We start from the raw sequence: 17,999 nt of genomic DNA, 5'->3' as shown, positions 1-17,999 counted from the left end.
ATGGCGGCTCAGAAAAATGTTTATATATAATATTTTTACATAGTGAAAATAGTACAATTTGTGCTAAAATTTATAATTAAGGGAGTTGTTAAATATGTCAGAAACGCTTGTTATAGCACATAGGGGTGATTCAAAAAATGCCCCAGAAAATACAATTGCATCCTTTAAAAGAGCTATTGAAATGGGTGCAGATGGTATTGAATTTGATGTACAGCTCAGCAAAGACGGACAATTAGTGGTTATCCATGATGAAAGAGTTGATAGGACAACGGATGGAATCGGCTATGTTAAAGATTATACCTTGAGTGAGCTAAAAAGGTTAAACGCTGGAATTAAATTTAATAAAAAATTTTCTAATGAAAGAATACCGACGTTGCCGGAAGTTTTTGAACTTGTGGGTAATAAAAGGATGGTTCTAAACATTGAAATTAAAAACGGAATTGTAATATATCCAGGGATTGAGGAAAAACTTGTTAATAGCATATCAGACTATAATTTTCAAGATAGAGTAGTTATTTCATCATTTAATCATTATAGTGTAAGGGATGTAAAGGAGCTTGAACCGAAATTAAAAATAGGACTTTTATATGAATGCGGCCTTGTTGAACCATGGCATATTGCAAATAGAATACATGCATACTCATTACATCCTTTTTATTTCAACATTATACCCGAAGTTGTAGAAGGTTGTAAAAAGAATAATGTTAAACTATTTCCATGGACAGTTGATAGCCCAGCTGATATGGAGAGAATGCTAAAAATGGGCATAGATGCAATTATTACAAATGATCCTCAACAACTAATTGATTTAAAGAAGAAATTTGAAAAATGATATTATTATAAGAGGAGGATTTACCAATTGAAACAGAATAAGTGGATGAAAGATATGACATTTAAAGAAAAGATAGACTATATTTGGGATTATTATAAGATACATATGATAGTTGGAACTGTAGTATTAATTTTAGTCATATCTTTTATAAATTCCGCGATAAATAGCAAAGATTATGTATTTGATTTTTCTATGTTAGGTACTACAATAAATCTTGATAAGCAGTCGAGTTTTGAATATATTGTGACAAAAGAATTATTGGGCACGAACCCTGGCAAAAAGCAAGCACTAGTAGAATTTTATATGCTTAGTAAAGGTAATAATGGTAAGCTACAGCTTGATCCACCATCAACACAAAAATTGATGGTTAAAATAGCAGCTGGAGAAGTTAGCGTAATGGCTCTAGACAGAGATTATTTTGAGATATTTGCAAAACAAGGTGTTTTTACAAATCTTGATAATGTAAAAGAGTTAAACTTAAATAATTTAAAAACTGAAAAGTTGGGCTCAACTGATAAAATAAGTGCAGGCACTTATGGAATAGACATTGGAAGTAGCAATAAATATCTTGATGCAATAGGATATGATTATAAAGATAAAATTATTGCGATTGTTTCAAACACTAAAAATAAAGATTTAGCAATAAAGTTTATGAAATGGTTACTGAATATTAAATAAGCTCCTACGATGGAGTTTATTTAATTAATCAATAATTGATTTAAATGCTTTTTTTATGTATACTTAAAGTATCATTTATCAAAACTATTATGTGGCAATTATTTATGAGGTGATCAAATGAAAGATAATATCAAGTTATTAAGAGGAGACATTACTGATCAAGAAGTTGATGCAATAGTAAATGCAGCAAATTCTGAACTTGTTGGCGGTGGTGGTGTAGATGGGGCTATACATAGGGCTGGTGGATATGTTATTGATGAGGAATGTAAGGCAATTAGAGACAAAGAAGGTGGTTGCCCTACTGGAAAAGCTGTTATAACATGCGGAGGAAATTTAAAAGCAAATTATGTAATACATGCTGTTGGTCCAATCTGGAAAGGTGGCAATAATGAAGAGGATAAATTGCTTGCAAGTGCATATATAGAAAGCTTAAAGATAGCTGATAGATATAACATTAAAACTATAGCATTTCCTTCGATAAGTACTGGAGCATATGGATTTCCTGTTGAAAGAGCGGCTAAGATTGCTTTAAGAGCCGTTTCAGATTATCTTGATAAAAGTGGAATAAGAGAAGTAAGATTTGTATTATTTACTGATCATGATTATGATATATATTCCAAAGTATATGATGAATTATAAAAATAAGCAGACCATATATGGCCTGCCTATCTCTAAATTCTATTTTACTATTCCAGTTAAAACAAGTCCGATCATAATAATACCAACGATCAATCTATAATATGCAAATGGTCTTAATGGATGATTTTTTAGATATGTGAGAAATTTTTCAACAACTATTAACGCTACTATAAACGACATTATAAAGCCCACTGCTAATGCTTCCCATTCTATTAGATTCATAGAAGCTATACCTTTGTGCAATGAAACAACTGTTGCACCAAACATCGTAGGTATTGCTAAGAAAAATGAGAATTCAGCAGCAGCTTTGACAGATAAACCAGCCATCATCCCGCCCATAATTGTTGACGCTGATCTTGACATGCCAGGAAACAATGACATACATTGTGCAACACCGATCAAAAAAGACCTTTTAGTATCAACTTTATCCATATCATTGATCTTATAATTTTTAAAAGCATTTTCAACTATTAACATCATTATTGCACCTATAACAAGTGCTATTGAGACAGTAAATGATGAAAAAAGATGCTTATCAATATAATCATTTAACAATACTCCAAAAATTGCAGAAGGGATAAAAGCTACTACTATTTTAAACCATAATTTAAATCCCCATTTATTTGGAGCAAGATTTTTTAGTGAATTCCATATTTTTTCTCTGTAGTAATATATGATAGCAAGAATTGCACCAAGTTGAATGACAACTTCAAACATAGTTGCATAGGCACCTCTAAAATTTAGAAAATCGCCTACAATTATAAGATGTCCAGTCGATGAAACAGGTAAGAATTCCGTTAGACCTTCTACTATACCAAGTATAAATGCTTTAAATAAAAGTACCATAAAATTTTCGACTCCTTATCTTAAAATGTTGAACACTATTTAATTTTATATTAATATCAATATTAATTCAACTTTTTTTGATTCTTCTAATCTATTTTTAATATTTTTCATATGATATAATAAATGTATAATGATAATGTGGGGTGGTTTTGTGTTTTTATCGGGTTTTATTCCATTTGCAATTGGCATAATAATCCTTGCATTAATAGTATGGCTTTTTGGAAAATCAGTTAAAATATTATTCAAGTTTATATTGAACTCTATAATAGGTTTCGTGATTCTTTTAATATTCAATTTTTTTGGTGCAATTGTTGGATTGCATTTATCTATTAATATTTTAACGGCATTTATAACAGGGGTATTTGGTATACCTGGAATACTCGTTTTATTAATATTGAAGTATATTTTTGGCATTTTGATATAAACCCGAGAGGGTTTATTTTTTAAACATAATAAAGCTTATTTGATATGGGAAATATATAATATGTACAATATGATAGGAGGTATAAATTTGGACATACGAAGAATAATCCTTGATAATTTAAAAAACCGTTCAAAAGAAGAAATAAAGGGTTTTATTCAAGATGCAGTTGACTCAAAAGAAGAAAATGCGATACCTGGACTCGGAATAATTTTTGAGGCATCGTGGGAAAAAATGAATGATACAGAGAAGAACAATATGATGGACTATGTTATGAGAGGCATTTCATAAAGGGTATCGAAAAGATATCCTTTGTATGTGCAAAAATCAAAAGTATTATAATAAAAGAATTGTAACGACATAACCGCATATTAAACCAATAATAACTGGCAACAAATTTCTTTTAACGATGTCGTCTGGGTCAACTTTAATAATTGCTGTGACCGGTACGACACTCCAAGGTATAATTGTACCACCACCTATCCATATACATGCAATTTCGCCTAATGATGCAAGTATTGCCGAATTTAGATTAAGTGTTTGCGAGAAGGTCTTTGCTAATGCACCAACAAGTGGAAGCCCTGAAAAACCTGATCCAGATAATCCTGTTAAACCACCAACTAATAGCTGCATAAGGGCGACCGTATATTTATTTAAAGGTATATGTTTTGAAAGATATAATCCAAGGTCCATCAAATATCCTTTTGCATTTGGCCCAATAACTTGTCTTGCTGTTGTCAATTCTCCAAGGAAGAAAAAAGCACTAACAAGTATTATTGGAGCAAAAGTTCTTATTCCTGATAAGAATCCGCTTTTTAAGTATTCCCTTATTTTATTTAAGAAATCTTTTTGTACGATTGATGATGCCGTAAGAATCAAAACGGCTGTACCGCCGATAAGGGCAGTTGCCGCATTTCCTCTGATTTTTAGAATATACATTAGAAAAGTATCCACGATAAAAAATACTACACTTATAATTGATATTACATAACTTTCTTTAAAAATTTTCTTATTTTTATTTTTATTATTATTGTTTTGATCGTTATTTTTATTTTTCAGTTTTTTCATTGTAATAAAATAGAAAATAATAATTGTTACGAACGAGGTAACTGCCCAAATAGGGAGACTGCTTATGATCAATTTTGAAGTTGAGACTCTTGATGTTTTTGCTGTTACAGATGGTACACCTTGAATAAAAAAATCACCTGATAAAGCGGCACCAAAACCAAATATAGTAAGAAGTGAAGCAAAGCTTAATTCATCAAAACCTGATTTTAAAACGGGAGCGATTAATACAGCGCCAATTAGTCCTACAGCAGGTGATGGCCATAAGAAAAAAGACAAAAGCATCATAAGTATTCCAAGTATCCAGAAAGACTTGTTTGGAGTATTTAAATAGCGCAAAAAAGGTTTTGTCAAAATTATATCTGCACCGATATCATCCAAGGCACGTGACATGGCAATTATTAAGGATATTATAAGTATAACTTGCCATAGTTCTCTTCCGGATACGAATATTGCAGTATATAAAATTTCTATTGACTTTAAAATGTTTTTTGTTTGAAATATTGCTACGGCTAAAATACCAAGTATACAAGGCAGAATAACGTCTTTTCTAAAAAGCATAAGAACTAGAATTACTATGATTGCTATTAAATAGACTATATGTGCTTCTGTAATTACTACCATAATAACACCTCGCTAATTTTAGATTTTGCATATTGAGCGTTTTTATTCTTTATTTTGATTTTATGCAAATTGTAAAAATGTTTTAAATGAAAATTTTGACTTGGATATACTATTTTTAAGTGTATAAAATACCTTATGAGGTGATATTATGATTAATTTAAATAGCCAAAACTCAATTGCACCAGGTGTTATCACGGCATTGATACCTAATAATGAAGATACAAAATTGAAGGTACCTCAAGATGCTCTAAATGTTTATGTTAATGGTGACATTATCGGTGACAAGGTACTTGTCACGCAAGGCGATGATGGACTTAATGCCGTGAAGACCTATTTAGAAAGCAATGGATTTTCAAATTTTGAGTATAAAATAGATGGTAATAGCATATATATAAATGTTAATGATGATATTTCCCAAGATATAAAAAATCATTTGAGAGTGTATTTAAACGTGAGATAAAGGAGCTTTTAAAGGAGCTCCTTTGCATTTTTGTTTTATATTATTTGAAATTTAATGTTTTTTAAGTATAATATATAAAGAGGATTTTATATTTTGCATAGGGAAAGTAGAAGCATTCTATAATTTATTACTTTCCATAAAATGCGTAACAAAAAAGTTTCTTTAAACCATATCCAACTTATTAACTTTTTTATTGTGAGGTGCATTATGCTAAAGAGGATCTCATTTAAGGAGATAATAATATTTATTGTATTTGAATTAACTTTTACTACTATTACTATGCCATTAACAGTTTTTTACGGACCGTTTACAAACGTGAGAAATACTATTGTCACAACAGCAATGACTACTTTAAAACATCAATACATAGCAACTATGTTTTTGCCGAAAAGCCTAACTGATAAAATAATGAATGATAACAAGCAAATTTCAACAGGGAATAGTGATGCTAATAAAATTAATATAAAAAATCGCGATAATACTATTGAAATTTACAATGTTTACGGTAAACATTTTGAAGGTAAGATAATGCTTATACATGATCCCTTAAGAGTAGAAGTAGGATTATCAAGCAAGATGCCAGAGCAAGGGGAGACCACAAGCCAAATAGCCAAGGCTAATAAAGCGATAGCTGCTATAAATGCAGGAGGATTTGGTGATAGCGGTATGAAAGGAATTGGTGGATCACCGCTCGGATTCGTTATTCATAATGGGAAGATAGTATATTCAGAAAAAACCAATGAAAATGATAAAGTTGACCTAATAGGATTTACGACATCGGGTAAAATGCTTGTCGGAAAATATAAATATGGCGATATAAAAGATCTTAATATAAGAGAAGCTGTAAGCTTTGGCCCTGCATTAATTATAAACGGTGAACCTATGGTAAAAGGTGATGGTGGATGGGGTATCGCCCCAAGAACGGCGATAGGTCAAAGACAGGATGGTACAGTAATATTTTTAACTATAGATGGAAGAACAGTAAAAAGTATTGGAGCAACATTGAAAGACATACAAGAGATAATGCTTAATTACGACGCATATAACGCTGCAAATCTCGATGGTGGTTCATCGACAACTATGTATTATAATGGTAAAGTAATTAATAATCCGTCAGATACACTTGGTGAAAGGTCTGTTCCTACAACGTTCATTGTCAAGTAATAGGAGGATAATATGAAAATACTAAGAAAAATTGCTATTTGGATAGTAATATCATTTGTGCTACAATTTGTAGTTTTATTCTATGTTAATAATTATTTTTTAACAGATTCTGCAATGGTTAAGACTAAAAAGATTGTTACAACAAATACGAGCAATAGCAATGAAATAAACGAGATAAAGGTAAATATTCCTTCTAATGCTACTAATATAAAACCTTCATATGATGGAAAATATTTGTCGTATATTCTAAATAATGAACTTATAATTTTAGATACAAAAACTTCTAAAATAGTCAAATCTATATATATAGATGGTAATGATATCGATTATTACAAATGGCTTAGCGATAGAAATAGGGTATTATATTTGCATAAAGAATTAATTAAAAAGGTAGAAAATTTAAATATAGAAACATATGATGTTGACAATGACCAAAGCAATAGTGTAAATAAAACTGTTTATAATTCATATAAGAGCCATGTAACGGATTTGACAGTTTCTCCTTTAACTAATATTATATATATTAATGTAGCTGGTAATAACGTAGATGATAAACTATTTCAAATAAATATTATGGGAGAAGTAAAAGAGATAAAGTTACCTGTAAGTAAGATTGAAAAGATGTATGAAACACAAAAAACAGACAACCTTATATATGAATCATCCAATAATATTGTGCATATTATAAAGAATGGTAAAAATGATATATATTTAAGCAAAGAAAAGTATTCTTTAATTGGTATCGACAGCAGTGATTATATATATGTTGGTAAACTGAAAAACAATTTGATAGTAAAAATTTATTATGGGAAGGCCGATGATCCTTTAAAGGACTGGCATCCAATAGACATTGATAATCCTATAAAACCAGATGAGATATTCTTAGCCCCTAAGGATGATAATCTTTATAAAATAGATAATGGAAGAGATTTAATAAATTTATTTAGTAATAAAAAAATATACGGACCAGGTGAATTTATTACTTATAACGAAAATTATTTTGAATATAGAAATGGAGATAATATTATATTAAAGAAATATTAAGAGAATACTAAAAGTGAGGTTAAAACCTTACTTTTTCTTTTAATATTTTATTTAATTAGGAAAAAGTAGTATAATATTATTTAGAAAAATTATATCATAAAATAATTATTATTAAGGAGTGATTTTATGAAAATAGGACTTGTTGGACTTGGCAAAATGGGGTATAATCTTGCATTAAATATGAGAGACCATGGACATGAGGTTGTTGCATACAACAGGACATTAGAAAGAGTAAAAGAAGCAGAAAAAGTGGGCATTACTGGTGCTTATAGTGTAAAAGAATTAGTAGATAAATTAGATAGAAGAAGAGTTATATGGCTTATGGTGCCAGCTGGCAGTCCTGTTGATGAAATGATTGATAAAATTTTACCACATTTACAGGAACATGATATTATAATTGATGGTGGCAATTCATATTATAAAGATACATTAAAAAGATATGAAATGCTTAAATCTAAAGGAGTAGATTTTGTTGATGTTGGAACAAGCGGTGGGATAGAAGGAGCAAGACATGGTGCATGTACTATGGTCGGCGCAGAAGATGAAGTATTCAAATATATAGAACCGATTATAAAAGATATTAGTATAAAAAATGGTTATTTACATACTGGAAAAAATGGTACAGGACATTTTGTTAAAATGGTTCATAATGGGATTGAATACGGAATGCTACAAGCGATAGGGGAAGGTTTTGAAGTTCTTGAAAAGAGTCAATTTGATTTTGATTATAAAGAGATAGCTAGAGTATGGAATCATGGATCCGTCATTCGTGGTTGGTTAATGGAGTTAATGATAGATGCATTCAAAAAAGATCCTAAATTAGAGGCAATAAAAGGCGTTATGCATTCATCTGGTGAAGGGTTATGGACTGTTCAGGAAGCCTTAGAGCTAAAAGTTTCAGTACCTGTTATTGCAGAGTCCCTTTTTATGAGATATCGTTCAGAAGAAAATGATACATTTGCTGGCAAAGTTGTTGCAGCACTGAGAAATGAATTTGGTGGTCACGCAGTAGAAAAGAAGTAAAAGAAGGTGGCAAATATGTCATTAAATGAGTTTTCAAGTATTATGGTTATATTTGGCGGAACTGGCGACTTGACACATAGAAAGTTAATGCCAGCTTTGTATAATTTGTTATTTGAAAAAAACCTCCCAGAAAATTTTTGTATTGTATCAGTTGGCAGACGCGATAAAACTAATGAGTCATATCGCAATGAAGTTTACGAATCAATAAAGAATTTTTCAAGGATAGAATTAGATGAAAATGTCTGGAAAGTATTAAAGAATAAAATTTATTATCAAAAGTTTGACTTTCACGATGATAATGGTTATACACATTTGAAAGGATTATTAAGTGAACTGGATGATAATTACAATACAAATGGTAATAGAATATTTTATTTGGCTGTTGCACCAGAGTATTTTGAACTTATAGTCGAAAAATTAAATGAGCATGGCATGGTTGAAAATAATAGGTCCTGGCAGAGGGTTATGATAGAAAAACCTTTTGGGAAGGATTTGAATTCGGCTAAATACCTTAATAAAAAGATAACTGAAGTTTTTAGAGAAAAAAATACCTATAGGATTGACCATTATCTCGGCAAAGAAATGCTCCAGAATATTATGGTTATACGATTTGCAAATGTTTTTTTTGAACCTGTTTGGAATAACAAGTATGTAGATAATATTCAAATATCCTCAAGTGAAACCGTTGGTATTGAAAATAGGGGTGGTTATTATGAAAAAGCCGGAGCATTAAGGGATATGGTACAAAACCATATGTTACAGCTTATAACACTGACAGCCATGGAACCGCCTGTAGACCTTTCAACTGAATCTATACATGATGAAAAGGTAAAAGTGTTAAAATCACTACAAGAACTTACCCCAGAACTTGTATTAAAAAATGCTATAAGAGGGCAATACAAGGGATATAGAGAAGAAGAAAAGGTCAAACCTAACTCAGATACAGAAACATATGTCGCTTTAAAAATATATATAGAAAACTTTAGGTGGGCCGGTGTACCTTTTTATATTAGAACAGGGAAAAGACTTCCGGTTAAATCTACGGAGATAATAGTGCAGTTTAAGCCTCTTCCGGGCATATTGTTTTTTAAAGAAAATGGTGGATTGACACCAAATTTATTAGTTATAAAAATTCAACCAGAAGAAGGTGTATTTTTACAGTTTAATGCCAAAAAGCCAGGCACTTCTAACAAAATAATTCCAGTTCAAATGGATTTTTGTCAGAACTGCCAAGTAGGCAGCAATTCACCTGAAGCATATGAAAGATTGATATATGATGCTCTAAGAGGTGATTCAACACTCTTTACACGATGGGATGAAGTTGAGTACTCATGGAAATACGTTGATAAAATTGCAGAAGTGTGGAGAAATGAAAAACCGAATTTTCCAAATTATGAAGCTGGTACTTGGGGACCAATAGAGGCAGATAAGCTTATCTTAAAAGACAACTTTAAATGGTGGAATATAGGAGGCTCTAATAATGAAAATTTATGACATATCAATGAATATAAACCATTATATGCCTGTATATAAAAATAAACTAGATAAAAGGCCTAATCTAATTGTGAATAAGGATTTTCCTGCTGATAAAGTTCATGAGTCGAGAATTTGTATGGACATGCATACAGGGACACATTTTGATGCACCACTTCACATGATAGAGGGTGGAGATACAATTGAAAACTATGATATAAATAAGGCTATTTCAAAATGTAAAGTTCTTGATATGACAAATGTAAATGAAAAAATCACCGTAGATGATTTAAAAAATAAGGATATAAAAAGTGGCGAATTTATTTTACTAAAGACGAAAAATTCTTTTGACGAGGTTTTTAACTTAGAGTTTATATATCTTGAAATGAGTGGCGCAGAATATCTTAAGGAAAAGAGTGTTATAGGTGTTGGTATAGATTCTCTAGGGATTGAAAGAGCGCAAGAGAACCATGAAACACATAAAATTTTGCTCAACAATAATATAACAATACTTGAAGGATTGAGATTAAAAGACATCGAAGAAGGAGAATATACATTATTTGCAGCTCCATTGAAGATAGATAGAGCAGAGGCAGCACCAGCCAGAGCGTTACTGTTAAAGGAAGATTAGTGATATGAAATTAAATATGTATAATATAGGGAATTTCATAGTAGGTAATACTAATATAAATATTGATGATGTTAACCAGTTGGTAGTGTTACTTATAGAAAAGTATGGAGAAAATACTTTAAGAGAAGTGCTTAAAAACCGTGAAAATGGGCAAAATGATGCAGATGCTTTTAAAAACGCACTCTCAAATGGAAACATGTTAAAAAAGTTAAAAATTAAAGAGAATAAATGAGGAGGTTTATAATGGATAAAAAGCTTAAAGATAGAAAGGATATTGATGATAAATATAAATGGAGGCTTGAGGATATATATGCAAATGATGAAGATTGGAATAAAGATTATGACAATGTTAAGAAATTAATAAATGACATCTTAAATTATAAAGGAAAGATAAAAGATGAAAATGCCCTTTTAGATGTACTTAAATTAAATGAAGAAATTAGCATGATTACGGAAAAGCTATTTGTCTTTTCAAGAATGAAAAGGGATGAAGACAATGGCAATGGAAAATATCAAGCACTGGCAGATAAAGCAATGCGACTTAGTATCGAGGTATCGAGTGCAACATCTTTTATTGTCCCAGAAATATTATCAATTGACGAGAGTACACTGAAAAGTTATATTGATAAAAATAAAGATTTCAGCGTATATAGACATTTTTTAGAAGATCTTTTAAGATATAAACCGCATACATTATCAGAAAGTGAAGAAATGATACTTGCTGAAAGTGGAATTATGGCTGAAGCACCAGGCAATGTATTTAGAATGCTTGACAATGCAGATATTAGATTTCCTGTGATTAAAGATGAAGATGGTAATGAAGTTGAGATAACACATGGGAATTATATAAAATTTATGGAAAGTAAAGACAGAGAAGTGCGGAAGAATGCATTTAATGCATTGTACAGTGTATATAAAAGTTTTGTAAATACTTATGCATCTACAACAGATTCTAATGTTAAAAAAGATATATTTTATTCAAGGATGAGAAATCATAAGTCATCACTTGAAGCATCACTTTTTGATGATAATGTACCAAAAGAGGTATATGATAATTTAATAAATACTATACATGAAAAGATTGATTTGCTTCATAGATATGTGGCATTAAGAAAAAGAATGCTTAAACTTGATGAAATACATATGTACGACCTTTATGTACCACTTGTAAAAGATTATGATAAAGAGTACAAGTACGAAGATGCATTAGAGATTGTAATTAAAGGTTTAAGTCCTTTAGGGGATGAATACATTAATATCTTAAAAGATGGGTTTAACTCACATTGGATAGATGTTTATGAAAATAGAGGAAAAACCTCTGGAGCATATTCATGGGGAGCATATGGGACACATCCATATGTGTTATTGAATTATCAAGGTAAACTAAATGATGTATTTACAATTGCACATGAGATGGGACATTCGCTACACACATATTATTCGAATAAAACACAGCAGTATATAAATTCACAATACAGAATATTTGTTGCAGAAGTCGCATCAACTTGCAATGAGGCAATTTTGATGAACTACTTACTTGAAAATGCTACTGATAAAAATGAGAAATTATATTTATTAAATCACTACCTTGAGGAATTTAAAGGGACAATATATAGGCAGGTTATGTTTGCTGAGTTTGAGAAGTTCACACATGAAGAAGCTGAAAAAGGTGAGTCTTTAACACCTGAAAAATTATGCAGAAAATATCATGAGCTAAACAAATATTATTATGGTAATGATATAGTAGTTGATGACGGTATTGATTATGAATGGGAAAGGATACCGCATTTTTACACAAGTTTTTATGTATATAAGTATGCAACTGGATTTTCTGCCGCAATAGCATTGTCACAAATGATTTTAAACGAAGGAAAACCCGCTGTAGACAGGTATAAGGAATTTTTAAAGAGTGGGGGTTCAGACTATCCATTGAACCTTCTTAAAAAAGCTGGTGTAGACCTTACAACTAAAGAACCCATTTTAAATGCATTAAATGTATTTAAATCACTACTCGATGAAATAGATGGCTTAATAATATAAATATAATAGGTGATAAAAGTGAGAGAATATAGTGTATTTGACATAATGGGTCCTATAATGATAGGACCCAGCAGTTCTCATACTGCAGGTGCTGCAAGGCTATCTAAAATAGCAAGACAGGTAGCTGGTGATGATATCAAGGATGTACAATTTGTACTTTTTGAATCATTTGCACATACATATAAAGGCCATGGTACAGAGAAAGCACTTGTAGCAGGTATATTGGGTCTCGACCCAGATGATGATAGGTTGCCTAGGTCTTTCGAACTTGCAAAGGAGCAAAATATATCTTTTACTTTTATTGAAAGCAATGAGGAAGCGCCACATCCTAATACAGTAAGGATTATAATAAGAGGTAAAACTGGCAATGTGACAAACATACTAGGCTCTTCAATAGGTGGTGGTAATGTAGTATTGAAAGAGATAAATGGCATGAATGTAGAATTTACTGGTGAGTATGAGACCTTGATTACAAAACACGTAGATAAACCAGGTATTATAGCAAAGGTTACAAAAGTTTTATCTGATTATGAGATAAATATTGCCTTTATGAGGGTATATAGACAGTTAAAAGGTGATAACGCGATTATGGTGATAGAATCAGATCAAAATATACCTGACGATGCACGAATGGTCATCGAAGATATTGACGGTATTGAAAAGGCTATTATCATAAATAGTATATGATAACATGATAATCTGGGGTGAAAAATTTGTATCAATTTAACCATGGAAATGAGCTAATAGAACTCACAAAGAAGTATAATTTACCAATATCAAAAGTGGTTTTACTATTTGAAAATGAAATGACTGGAAAAGACAAAGAATCTATTTTTAATGATATGATTAAGATTCTTGAGATAATGAAAAGATCTGTTGAAAAGGGGCTTAAAGATGATGTGAAATCAGTAAGCGGCTTAATAGGCGGCGATGCAAAAAAACTGTATGATAAAATTATCAATAATTTTACAATATCAGGTGAAACAGTTTCGAAGGCTGTAGCATCAGCTATTGCAGTTTCCGAGGTCAATGCATCGATGGGTAAAATTGTAGCGGCACCTACAGCAGGCTCAAGTGGTGTGATACCCGGAGCTCTTATTACCATTGGAAAAAAATTTGGTAAAAGCGATGAGGAATTGGCATATGCTTTATTTACAGCCTCTGGTATAGGAATTATCATTGCTAAGAATGCTTCATTGTCAGGTGCTGAAAGTGGATGCCAAGCTGAAGTTGGTTCTGCATCTGCCATGGCAGCGGCTGGATTAGTTGAATTAATGGGTGGGACACCAGAAGAAGCGTTTAATGCTGCATCTTTTGCAATAATGAATTTACTCGGACTTGTGTGTGATCCCGTTGCTGGGCTTGTTGAAATACCTTGTATGACACGTAATGCTATAGGAACTGCAAATGCATTGATATGCGCAGATATGGCTTTATCAGGTATTAAAAGTTTTATACCCTTTGATGAAGTTGTTGATGCAATGGGAAAGGTTGGCAGGATGATTCCGTGTGCGTTAAAGGAAACTGCAGAAGGTGGACTTGCCAAAACGCTTACAGGGATAAAATTTAAAAATGAATTTTTTAAAAAATAGATTTGAGGCTTATCCTTTACGTTGGATAAGCCATTTTAATTTAACCTATATAAAAATATCGGCATAACCTCGCAAAGAGGTTTAAAATTGTTTTATTTTATTTAATTTTCTATTATAATATATGCATAAATAATCATTATTTGTACAAATCGTAAAGGAGCTGATACATTGCAAATCGTAAATATTAATTTGAAAGAACATTCATATCCTATATACATATCAAAGGGGATGCTAAATAACTTAAGCTGCTATATTGAAAAACATTTAAGGAGTAATAAAATTTTTATAATTACCGATTCCAATGTTTCCAATTTATATCTAAACATATTAGAAAAGTCATTGGAGCTTAGTGGTAATAATACTTTTCATACAATCATTAAGGCTGGTGAAGAGAGCAAAAATTTAGAAACGATCAAAGAACTGCTAGAAGAGTGTTATAGGCACGAACTTTTACGAGATAGCACAATAATAGCATTAGGTGGGGGAGTAGTAGGGGACATAGCAGGTTTTGTTGCTGCTACATATATGAGAGGCATAGATTTTATACAAGTTCCTACAACACTACTTGCACAAGTAGATAGCAGTGTCGGAGGGAAAGTAGGCGTAAACTTAAAAAATGGGAAAAATATAGCTGGTGCATTTCATCAACCGAAAGCAGTTTTTATAGACACAGGGGTGATTAAAACTTTAAATAAAAGAGAAATAAGAGGCGGTCTTTCAGAAATAATTAAATATGGTATTATTAGGGATGCAGATTTATTTAATTATATTGAATATAATCTTAGCGAAATACTTAATTTAAATGATGACATGATTTCACATTTGATTAAAAGGTCGTGTGAAATCAAAGGTGAAATAGTTTCAATTGATGAAAAAGAAAACAATCTACGGGCAATTTTGAATTATGGACATACGATTGGACATGCAATAGAGGCATTAACCGGATATAAAAAATATATACACGGAGAAGCTGTTGCAATAGGGATGGTTTGTGCAGCAAAAATTGCTTTAAATAGAAAGTATATTGATGTAAGTTACTATGAAAGAATTAAGTCACTCCTTAAAGCTTCCGGATTGCCAATTAATTATGGCAACTTAAATAAGAATGATATCGTTAATCTTATAAAACACGATAAGAAAAATCGTGAAAGTAAAATAAAATTTATATTGCCTAAATGTCCTGGTAAAGTCGATATTTTTGATGTTACAGAAGATGAGATATTAAATATTCTTAATTAAATAAGGGTTATCCAGAAATATCCCTTATTTTTTTGCCCATAAATTCTTGAATAAAAATAAAAATTCTGATATAATAAATTAAACTAATATTTTTACTTTTGCAAGCATATTTATTTAAAATTTCACAATTTATATTCGACTAAAGAGTTTTAAATATAAAAAAACCATTCTGGCTATAAATTAAGAGATATAATTTCCACTTTTGATGTTTTAAAACCATATTTTATTTCATAAATATATAAAGAAATATAAAGACAAGTTATTTATAGTTATATTTGTGATAATTAAAGGAGGAGATTTGAATGAAGTTTGAGGAGTTGATAAAGAAAGATAGAGAGAATAAAAAGGTATATGATTTTGAAGGTACGTTTTTGGATTACCTTGATATAGTTAAAAAAAATCCCGAAGTAGCTAAGCTTGCTCATAAAAGATTGTATGACATAATTATCGAAAAGGGATTTGAAGTTCTAAAGCCAGAAGAAAATCCTCGCATAAGAAGGCTTTATGGAAATGAAACAATTAAAAAGTATAATTTTTTTAAAGATGATTTTTATGGTATTGATAAGACTATAATGAAGCTTGTGAACTATTTTTATGCTGCTGCTATGAAGGGTGAAGAGTCTAGACAAGTATTGTATCTTGTTGGACCTGTTGGTTCAGGTAAATCTTCAATTATGGAAGCACTTAAAAAAGCACTTGAAAATAGTGAACCAATATATGCATTAAAAGACTGTCCACTTAGAGAAGAGCCATTGCATCTTGTTCCTAAGCATTTGAGAAAAGAATTTGAGGAAGAACTTGGTGTAGAAATTGAAGGAGATCTGTGCCCTATATGCAGATACAGGCTTAAAAATGAATATCATGGTGAATACGAAAAATTTCCTGTAGTTTCAACAGATTTTTCTATAAGATCAAGAAAAGGAATTGGCGTTGTACCACCTGTAGATCCAAATAACCAGGATACATCCGTTTTAATAGGAAGTGTAGACATTTCAAAGATGGATTTATATTCAGAAGATGATCCGCGTGTATTTTCACTTAATGGAGCATTCGACGTAGGAAATAGGGGAATAGTTGAATTTATAGAAGTATTTAAAAATGATGTAGAATACCTTCATACAATTATTACAGCAACACAAGAAAAGTCGATACCTTCACCTGGAAAAGGATCAATGATATATTTTGACGGCGTCATATTAGCACACTCAAATGAAGCAGAATGGAACAAATTTAAATCAGATCATACAAATGAGGCAATTCTCGATAGAATAGTAAAAATAGAAGTTCCCTATTGTCTTGAATTAAATGAAGAAATAAAAATATATGAAAAGATTTTGAAAAAGAGTAACTTTAAAGCACATATAGCACCACACACAATAGAAGTTGCAGCAATGTTTGCCATATTATCAAGACTATTACCATCAAATAAAGTGGATCCATTGACAAAAATGAAAATCTATAATGGAGAAGAAATAGTCGAAAAAGGAACAACGAAAAAGATTGACATCATGGAGCTGAGAGAAGAAGCAGGTTTAAGGGAAGGAATGTCAGGTATATCCACAAGATTTATAATAAAAGCTATTGATAATGCACTTTCAAATTCTGAATATGACTGTATCAATCCTTTAAGTGTTATGGAGAATATGATAAAATCTGTAAAAGAACTTGATATATCAGATGATGAAAAAAAGAAATATTTAGCATTTTTACAAGATACCATTCGTAAAGAATACAATAAAATGCTTGAAAAGGAAATTACAAAGGCATTTATCATGAGCTACAAAGAACAAGCTGAAAGCTTATTTAATAACTATCTTGACCATGCCGAAGCATATGTAAATAAAACGAGAATTAAAGATAGGGCAACAGGGGAACAGTTAGAACCAGACGAGAAATTTATGAGGTCTATAGAGGAGCAGATAGGTATAACAGAAAGCTCTGCAAAAGGTTTCAGACTAGATGTAACATCGTATATGTTCTATCTAATTAGAAACGGGGGCAAAATCGATTATACTGCATATGAACCATTGAAAGAGGCTATAGAAAAGAAATTAACAGCTTCTGTAAAAGAACTTTCAAGAATAATTACAAAATCAAAAGTCAGAGATAAAGATCAAGATGAAAAATATAATGCTATGGTCAAAGAGATGAAAGCAAATGGATATTGCGACTACTGCTGTGACGTTGTATTAAAATATGCTGCAAATAATCTTTGGAAGGATTGATGA

19 protein-coding genes are annotated in these 17,999 nt (G+C 31.0%); 17 read left to right on the top strand and 2 right to left on the bottom strand.

Translation table 11 applies throughout. The features are described 5' to 3' along the window. Nucleotides 1-94: 94 nt before the first annotated feature. The 3 genes from CPG45_RS00665 to CPG45_RS00655 all read left to right on the top strand — a co-directional run bounded on the left by CPG45_RS00665 (nucleotide 95) and on the right by CPG45_RS00655 (nucleotide 2,149). Nucleotides 95-832 (top strand): glycerophosphodiester phosphodiesterase, encoded by a 738-nt coding sequence (locus CPG45_RS00665; protein WP_096230171.1) that lies wholly within the window; start codon nucleotides 95-97, stop codon nucleotides 830-832. Nucleotides 833-859: 27 nt separating this feature from the next. Then, nucleotides 860-1,510, top strand: coding sequence for an ABC transporter substrate-binding protein (locus CPG45_RS00660; RefSeq protein ID WP_096230170.1), 651 nt, complete (start codon nucleotides 860-862; stop codon nucleotides 1,508-1,510). A 117-nt stretch (nucleotides 1,511-1,627) separates the two neighbouring features. After that, the gene (locus CPG45_RS00655) at nucleotides 1,628-2,149 is read left to right on the top strand and encodes an O-acetyl-ADP-ribose deacetylase (RefSeq protein ID WP_096230169.1); all 522 of its coding nucleotides are present in this window, start codon (nucleotides 1,628-1,630) and stop codon (nucleotides 2,147-2,149) included. 39 nt (nucleotides 2,150-2,188) lie between these two features. Here CPG45_RS00655 and CPG45_RS00650 read toward each other — a convergent pair whose 3' ends face one another. Then, nucleotides 2,189-2,995, bottom strand: a complete 807-nt coding sequence (locus CPG45_RS00650) for an undecaprenyl-diphosphate phosphatase (protein ID WP_096230168.1) — start codon at nucleotides 2,993-2,995, stop codon at nucleotides 2,189-2,191. 130 nt (nucleotides 2,996-3,125) lie between these two features. Here CPG45_RS00650 and CPG45_RS00645 point away from each other — a divergent pair, with 130 nt between their 5' ends. Together CPG45_RS00645 and sspI are read left to right on the top strand one after the other, a co-directional pair. Further along, nucleotides 3,126-3,419 (top strand): pro-sigmaK processing inhibitor BofA family protein, encoded by a 294-nt coding sequence (locus tag CPG45_RS00645; protein ID WP_350354076.1) that lies wholly within the window; start codon nucleotides 3,126-3,128, stop codon nucleotides 3,417-3,419. Between the two features lie 87 nt (nucleotides 3,420-3,506). Next, nucleotides 3,507-3,707: a small acid-soluble spore protein SspI gene (sspI, locus tag CPG45_RS00640; protein WP_096230166.1), complete on the top strand. Its 201-nt coding sequence runs from the start codon at nucleotides 3,507-3,509 to the stop codon at nucleotides 3,705-3,707. 45 nt (nucleotides 3,708-3,752) lie between these two features. Here sspI and CPG45_RS00635 read toward each other — a convergent pair whose 3' ends face one another. Then, complete coding sequence (locus CPG45_RS00635; RefSeq protein WP_096230165.1) at nucleotides 3,753-5,105, bottom strand: hypothetical protein; 1,353 nt, start codon at nucleotides 5,103-5,105, stop codon at nucleotides 3,753-3,755. 148 nt (nucleotides 5,106-5,253) lie between these two features. Between CPG45_RS00635 and CPG45_RS00630 the strand changes: the two genes are divergently transcribed. The 12 genes from CPG45_RS00630 to CPG45_RS00575 all read left to right on the top strand — a co-directional run bounded on the left by CPG45_RS00630 (nucleotide 5,254) and on the right by CPG45_RS00575 (nucleotide 17,996). Beyond that, a complete protein-coding gene (locus CPG45_RS00630; protein WP_096230164.1) occupies nucleotides 5,254-5,565 on the top strand; it encodes a hypothetical protein in 312 nt (103 codons plus the stop codon). A 207-nt stretch (nucleotides 5,566-5,772) separates the two neighbouring features. Beyond that, on the top strand, nucleotides 5,773-6,729 hold the full coding sequence (locus CPG45_RS00625; RefSeq protein WP_096230163.1) for a phosphodiester glycosidase family protein: 957 nt from the start codon (nucleotides 5,773-5,775) through the stop codon (nucleotides 6,727-6,729). Between the two features lie 12 nt (nucleotides 6,730-6,741). Next, on the top strand, nucleotides 6,742-7,773 hold the full coding sequence (locus tag CPG45_RS00620) for a hypothetical protein (RefSeq protein WP_096230162.1): 1,032 nt from the start codon (nucleotides 6,742-6,744) through the stop codon (nucleotides 7,771-7,773). 126 nt (nucleotides 7,774-7,899) lie between these two features. After that, complete coding sequence (gene gnd / locus CPG45_RS00615) at nucleotides 7,900-8,796, top strand: phosphogluconate dehydrogenase (NAD(+)-dependent, decarboxylating) (RefSeq protein WP_096230161.1); 897 nt, start codon at nucleotides 7,900-7,902, stop codon at nucleotides 8,794-8,796. 15 nt (nucleotides 8,797-8,811) lie between these two features. Next, nucleotides 8,812-10,290, top strand: a complete 1,479-nt coding sequence (gene zwf / locus CPG45_RS00610) for a glucose-6-phosphate dehydrogenase (protein ID WP_096230160.1) — start codon at nucleotides 8,812-8,814, stop codon at nucleotides 10,288-10,290. Then, nucleotides 10,277-10,900 carry a cyclase family protein gene (locus tag CPG45_RS00605; RefSeq protein WP_096230159.1) on the top strand — a complete coding sequence of 208 codons (624 nt, stop codon included), beginning with the start codon at nucleotides 10,277-10,279 and terminating at the stop codon, nucleotides 10,898-10,900. Before zwf ends, CPG45_RS00605 begins: the two co-directional genes overlap by 14 nt. A 4-nt stretch (nucleotides 10,901-10,904) precedes the next feature. Next, on the top strand, nucleotides 10,905-11,132 hold the full coding sequence (locus CPG45_RS00600; RefSeq protein WP_096230158.1) for a hypothetical protein: 228 nt from the start codon (nucleotides 10,905-10,907) through the stop codon (nucleotides 11,130-11,132). Nucleotides 11,133-11,143: 11 nt separating this feature from the next. Then, a complete protein-coding gene (pepF, locus tag CPG45_RS00595) occupies nucleotides 11,144-12,940 on the top strand; it encodes an oligoendopeptidase F (RefSeq protein ID WP_096230157.1) in 1,797 nt (598 codons plus the stop codon). 18 nt (nucleotides 12,941-12,958) lie between these two features. After that, entirely contained in the window at nucleotides 12,959-13,627 is a 669-nt protein-coding gene (gene sdaAB / locus CPG45_RS00590) for an L-serine ammonia-lyase, iron-sulfur-dependent subunit beta (protein WP_172856434.1), read from the top strand. Between the two features lie 26 nt (nucleotides 13,628-13,653). Beyond that, nucleotides 13,654-14,532, top strand: coding sequence for an L-serine ammonia-lyase, iron-sulfur-dependent, subunit alpha (gene sdaAA / locus CPG45_RS00585; protein WP_096230156.1), 879 nt, complete (start codon nucleotides 13,654-13,656; stop codon nucleotides 14,530-14,532). Between the two features lie 168 nt (nucleotides 14,533-14,700). Further along, on the top strand, nucleotides 14,701-15,771 hold the full coding sequence (aroB, locus tag CPG45_RS00580; protein ID WP_096230155.1) for a 3-dehydroquinate synthase: 1,071 nt from the start codon (nucleotides 14,701-14,703) through the stop codon (nucleotides 15,769-15,771). A 302-nt stretch (nucleotides 15,772-16,073) separates the two neighbouring features. Then, nucleotides 16,074-17,996, top strand: a complete 1,923-nt coding sequence (locus tag CPG45_RS00575) for a PrkA family serine protein kinase (protein ID WP_096230154.1) — start codon at nucleotides 16,074-16,076, stop codon at nucleotides 17,994-17,996. The last annotated feature ends 3 nt before the right edge of the window (nucleotides 17,997-17,999 follow it).

The organism is Thermoanaerobacterium sp. RBIITD (assembly GCF_900205865.1).
GTDB lineage: Bacteria > Bacillota > Thermoanaerobacteria > Thermoanaerobacterales > Thermoanaerobacteraceae > Thermoanaerobacterium.
The sequence above is the reverse complement of the archived record's forward strand: the minus strand, read 5'-3'. Positions and strand labels throughout refer to the sequence as shown.

Coding starts and splice junctions, on each gene's coding strand:
- CPG45_RS00625 (WP_096230163.1), top strand. CDS start 5,773: ATGCTAAAGAGGATCTCATTTAAGGAGATAATAATATTTATTGTATTT.
- zwf (WP_096230160.1), top strand. CDS start 8,812: ATGTCATTAAATGAGTTTTCAAGTATTATGGTTATATTTGGCGGAACT.
- gnd (WP_096230161.1), top strand. CDS start 7,900: ATGAAAATAGGACTTGTTGGACTTGGCAAAATGGGGTATAATCTTGCA.
- CPG45_RS00575 (WP_096230154.1), top strand. CDS start 16,074: ATGAAGTTTGAGGAGTTGATAAAGAAAGATAGAGAGAATAAAAAGGTA.
- CPG45_RS00650 (WP_096230168.1), bottom strand. CDS start 2,995: ATGGTACTTTTATTTAAAGCATTTATACTTGGTATAGTAGAAGGTCTA.
- CPG45_RS00620 (WP_096230162.1), top strand. CDS start 6,742: ATGAAAATACTAAGAAAAATTGCTATTTGGATAGTAATATCATTTGTG.
- pepF (WP_096230157.1), top strand. CDS start 11,144: ATGGATAAAAAGCTTAAAGATAGAAAGGATATTGATGATAAATATAAA.
- CPG45_RS00600 (WP_096230158.1), top strand. CDS start 10,905: ATGAAATTAAATATGTATAATATAGGGAATTTCATAGTAGGTAATACT.
- CPG45_RS00665 (WP_096230171.1), top strand. CDS start 95: ATGTCAGAAACGCTTGTTATAGCACATAGGGGTGATTCAAAAAATGCC.
- CPG45_RS00630 (WP_096230164.1), top strand. CDS start 5,254: ATGATTAATTTAAATAGCCAAAACTCAATTGCACCAGGTGTTATCACG.
- CPG45_RS00635 (WP_096230165.1), bottom strand. CDS start 5,105: ATGGTAGTAATTACAGAAGCACATATAGTCTATTTAATAGCAATCATA.
- CPG45_RS00605 (WP_096230159.1), top strand. CDS start 10,277: ATGAAAATTTATGACATATCAATGAATATAAACCATTATATGCCTGTA.
- CPG45_RS00655 (WP_096230169.1), top strand. CDS start 1,628: ATGAAAGATAATATCAAGTTATTAAGAGGAGACATTACTGATCAAGAA.
- CPG45_RS00645 (WP_350354076.1), top strand. CDS start 3,126: ATGATAATGTGGGGTGGTTTTGTGTTTTTATCGGGTTTTATTCCATTT.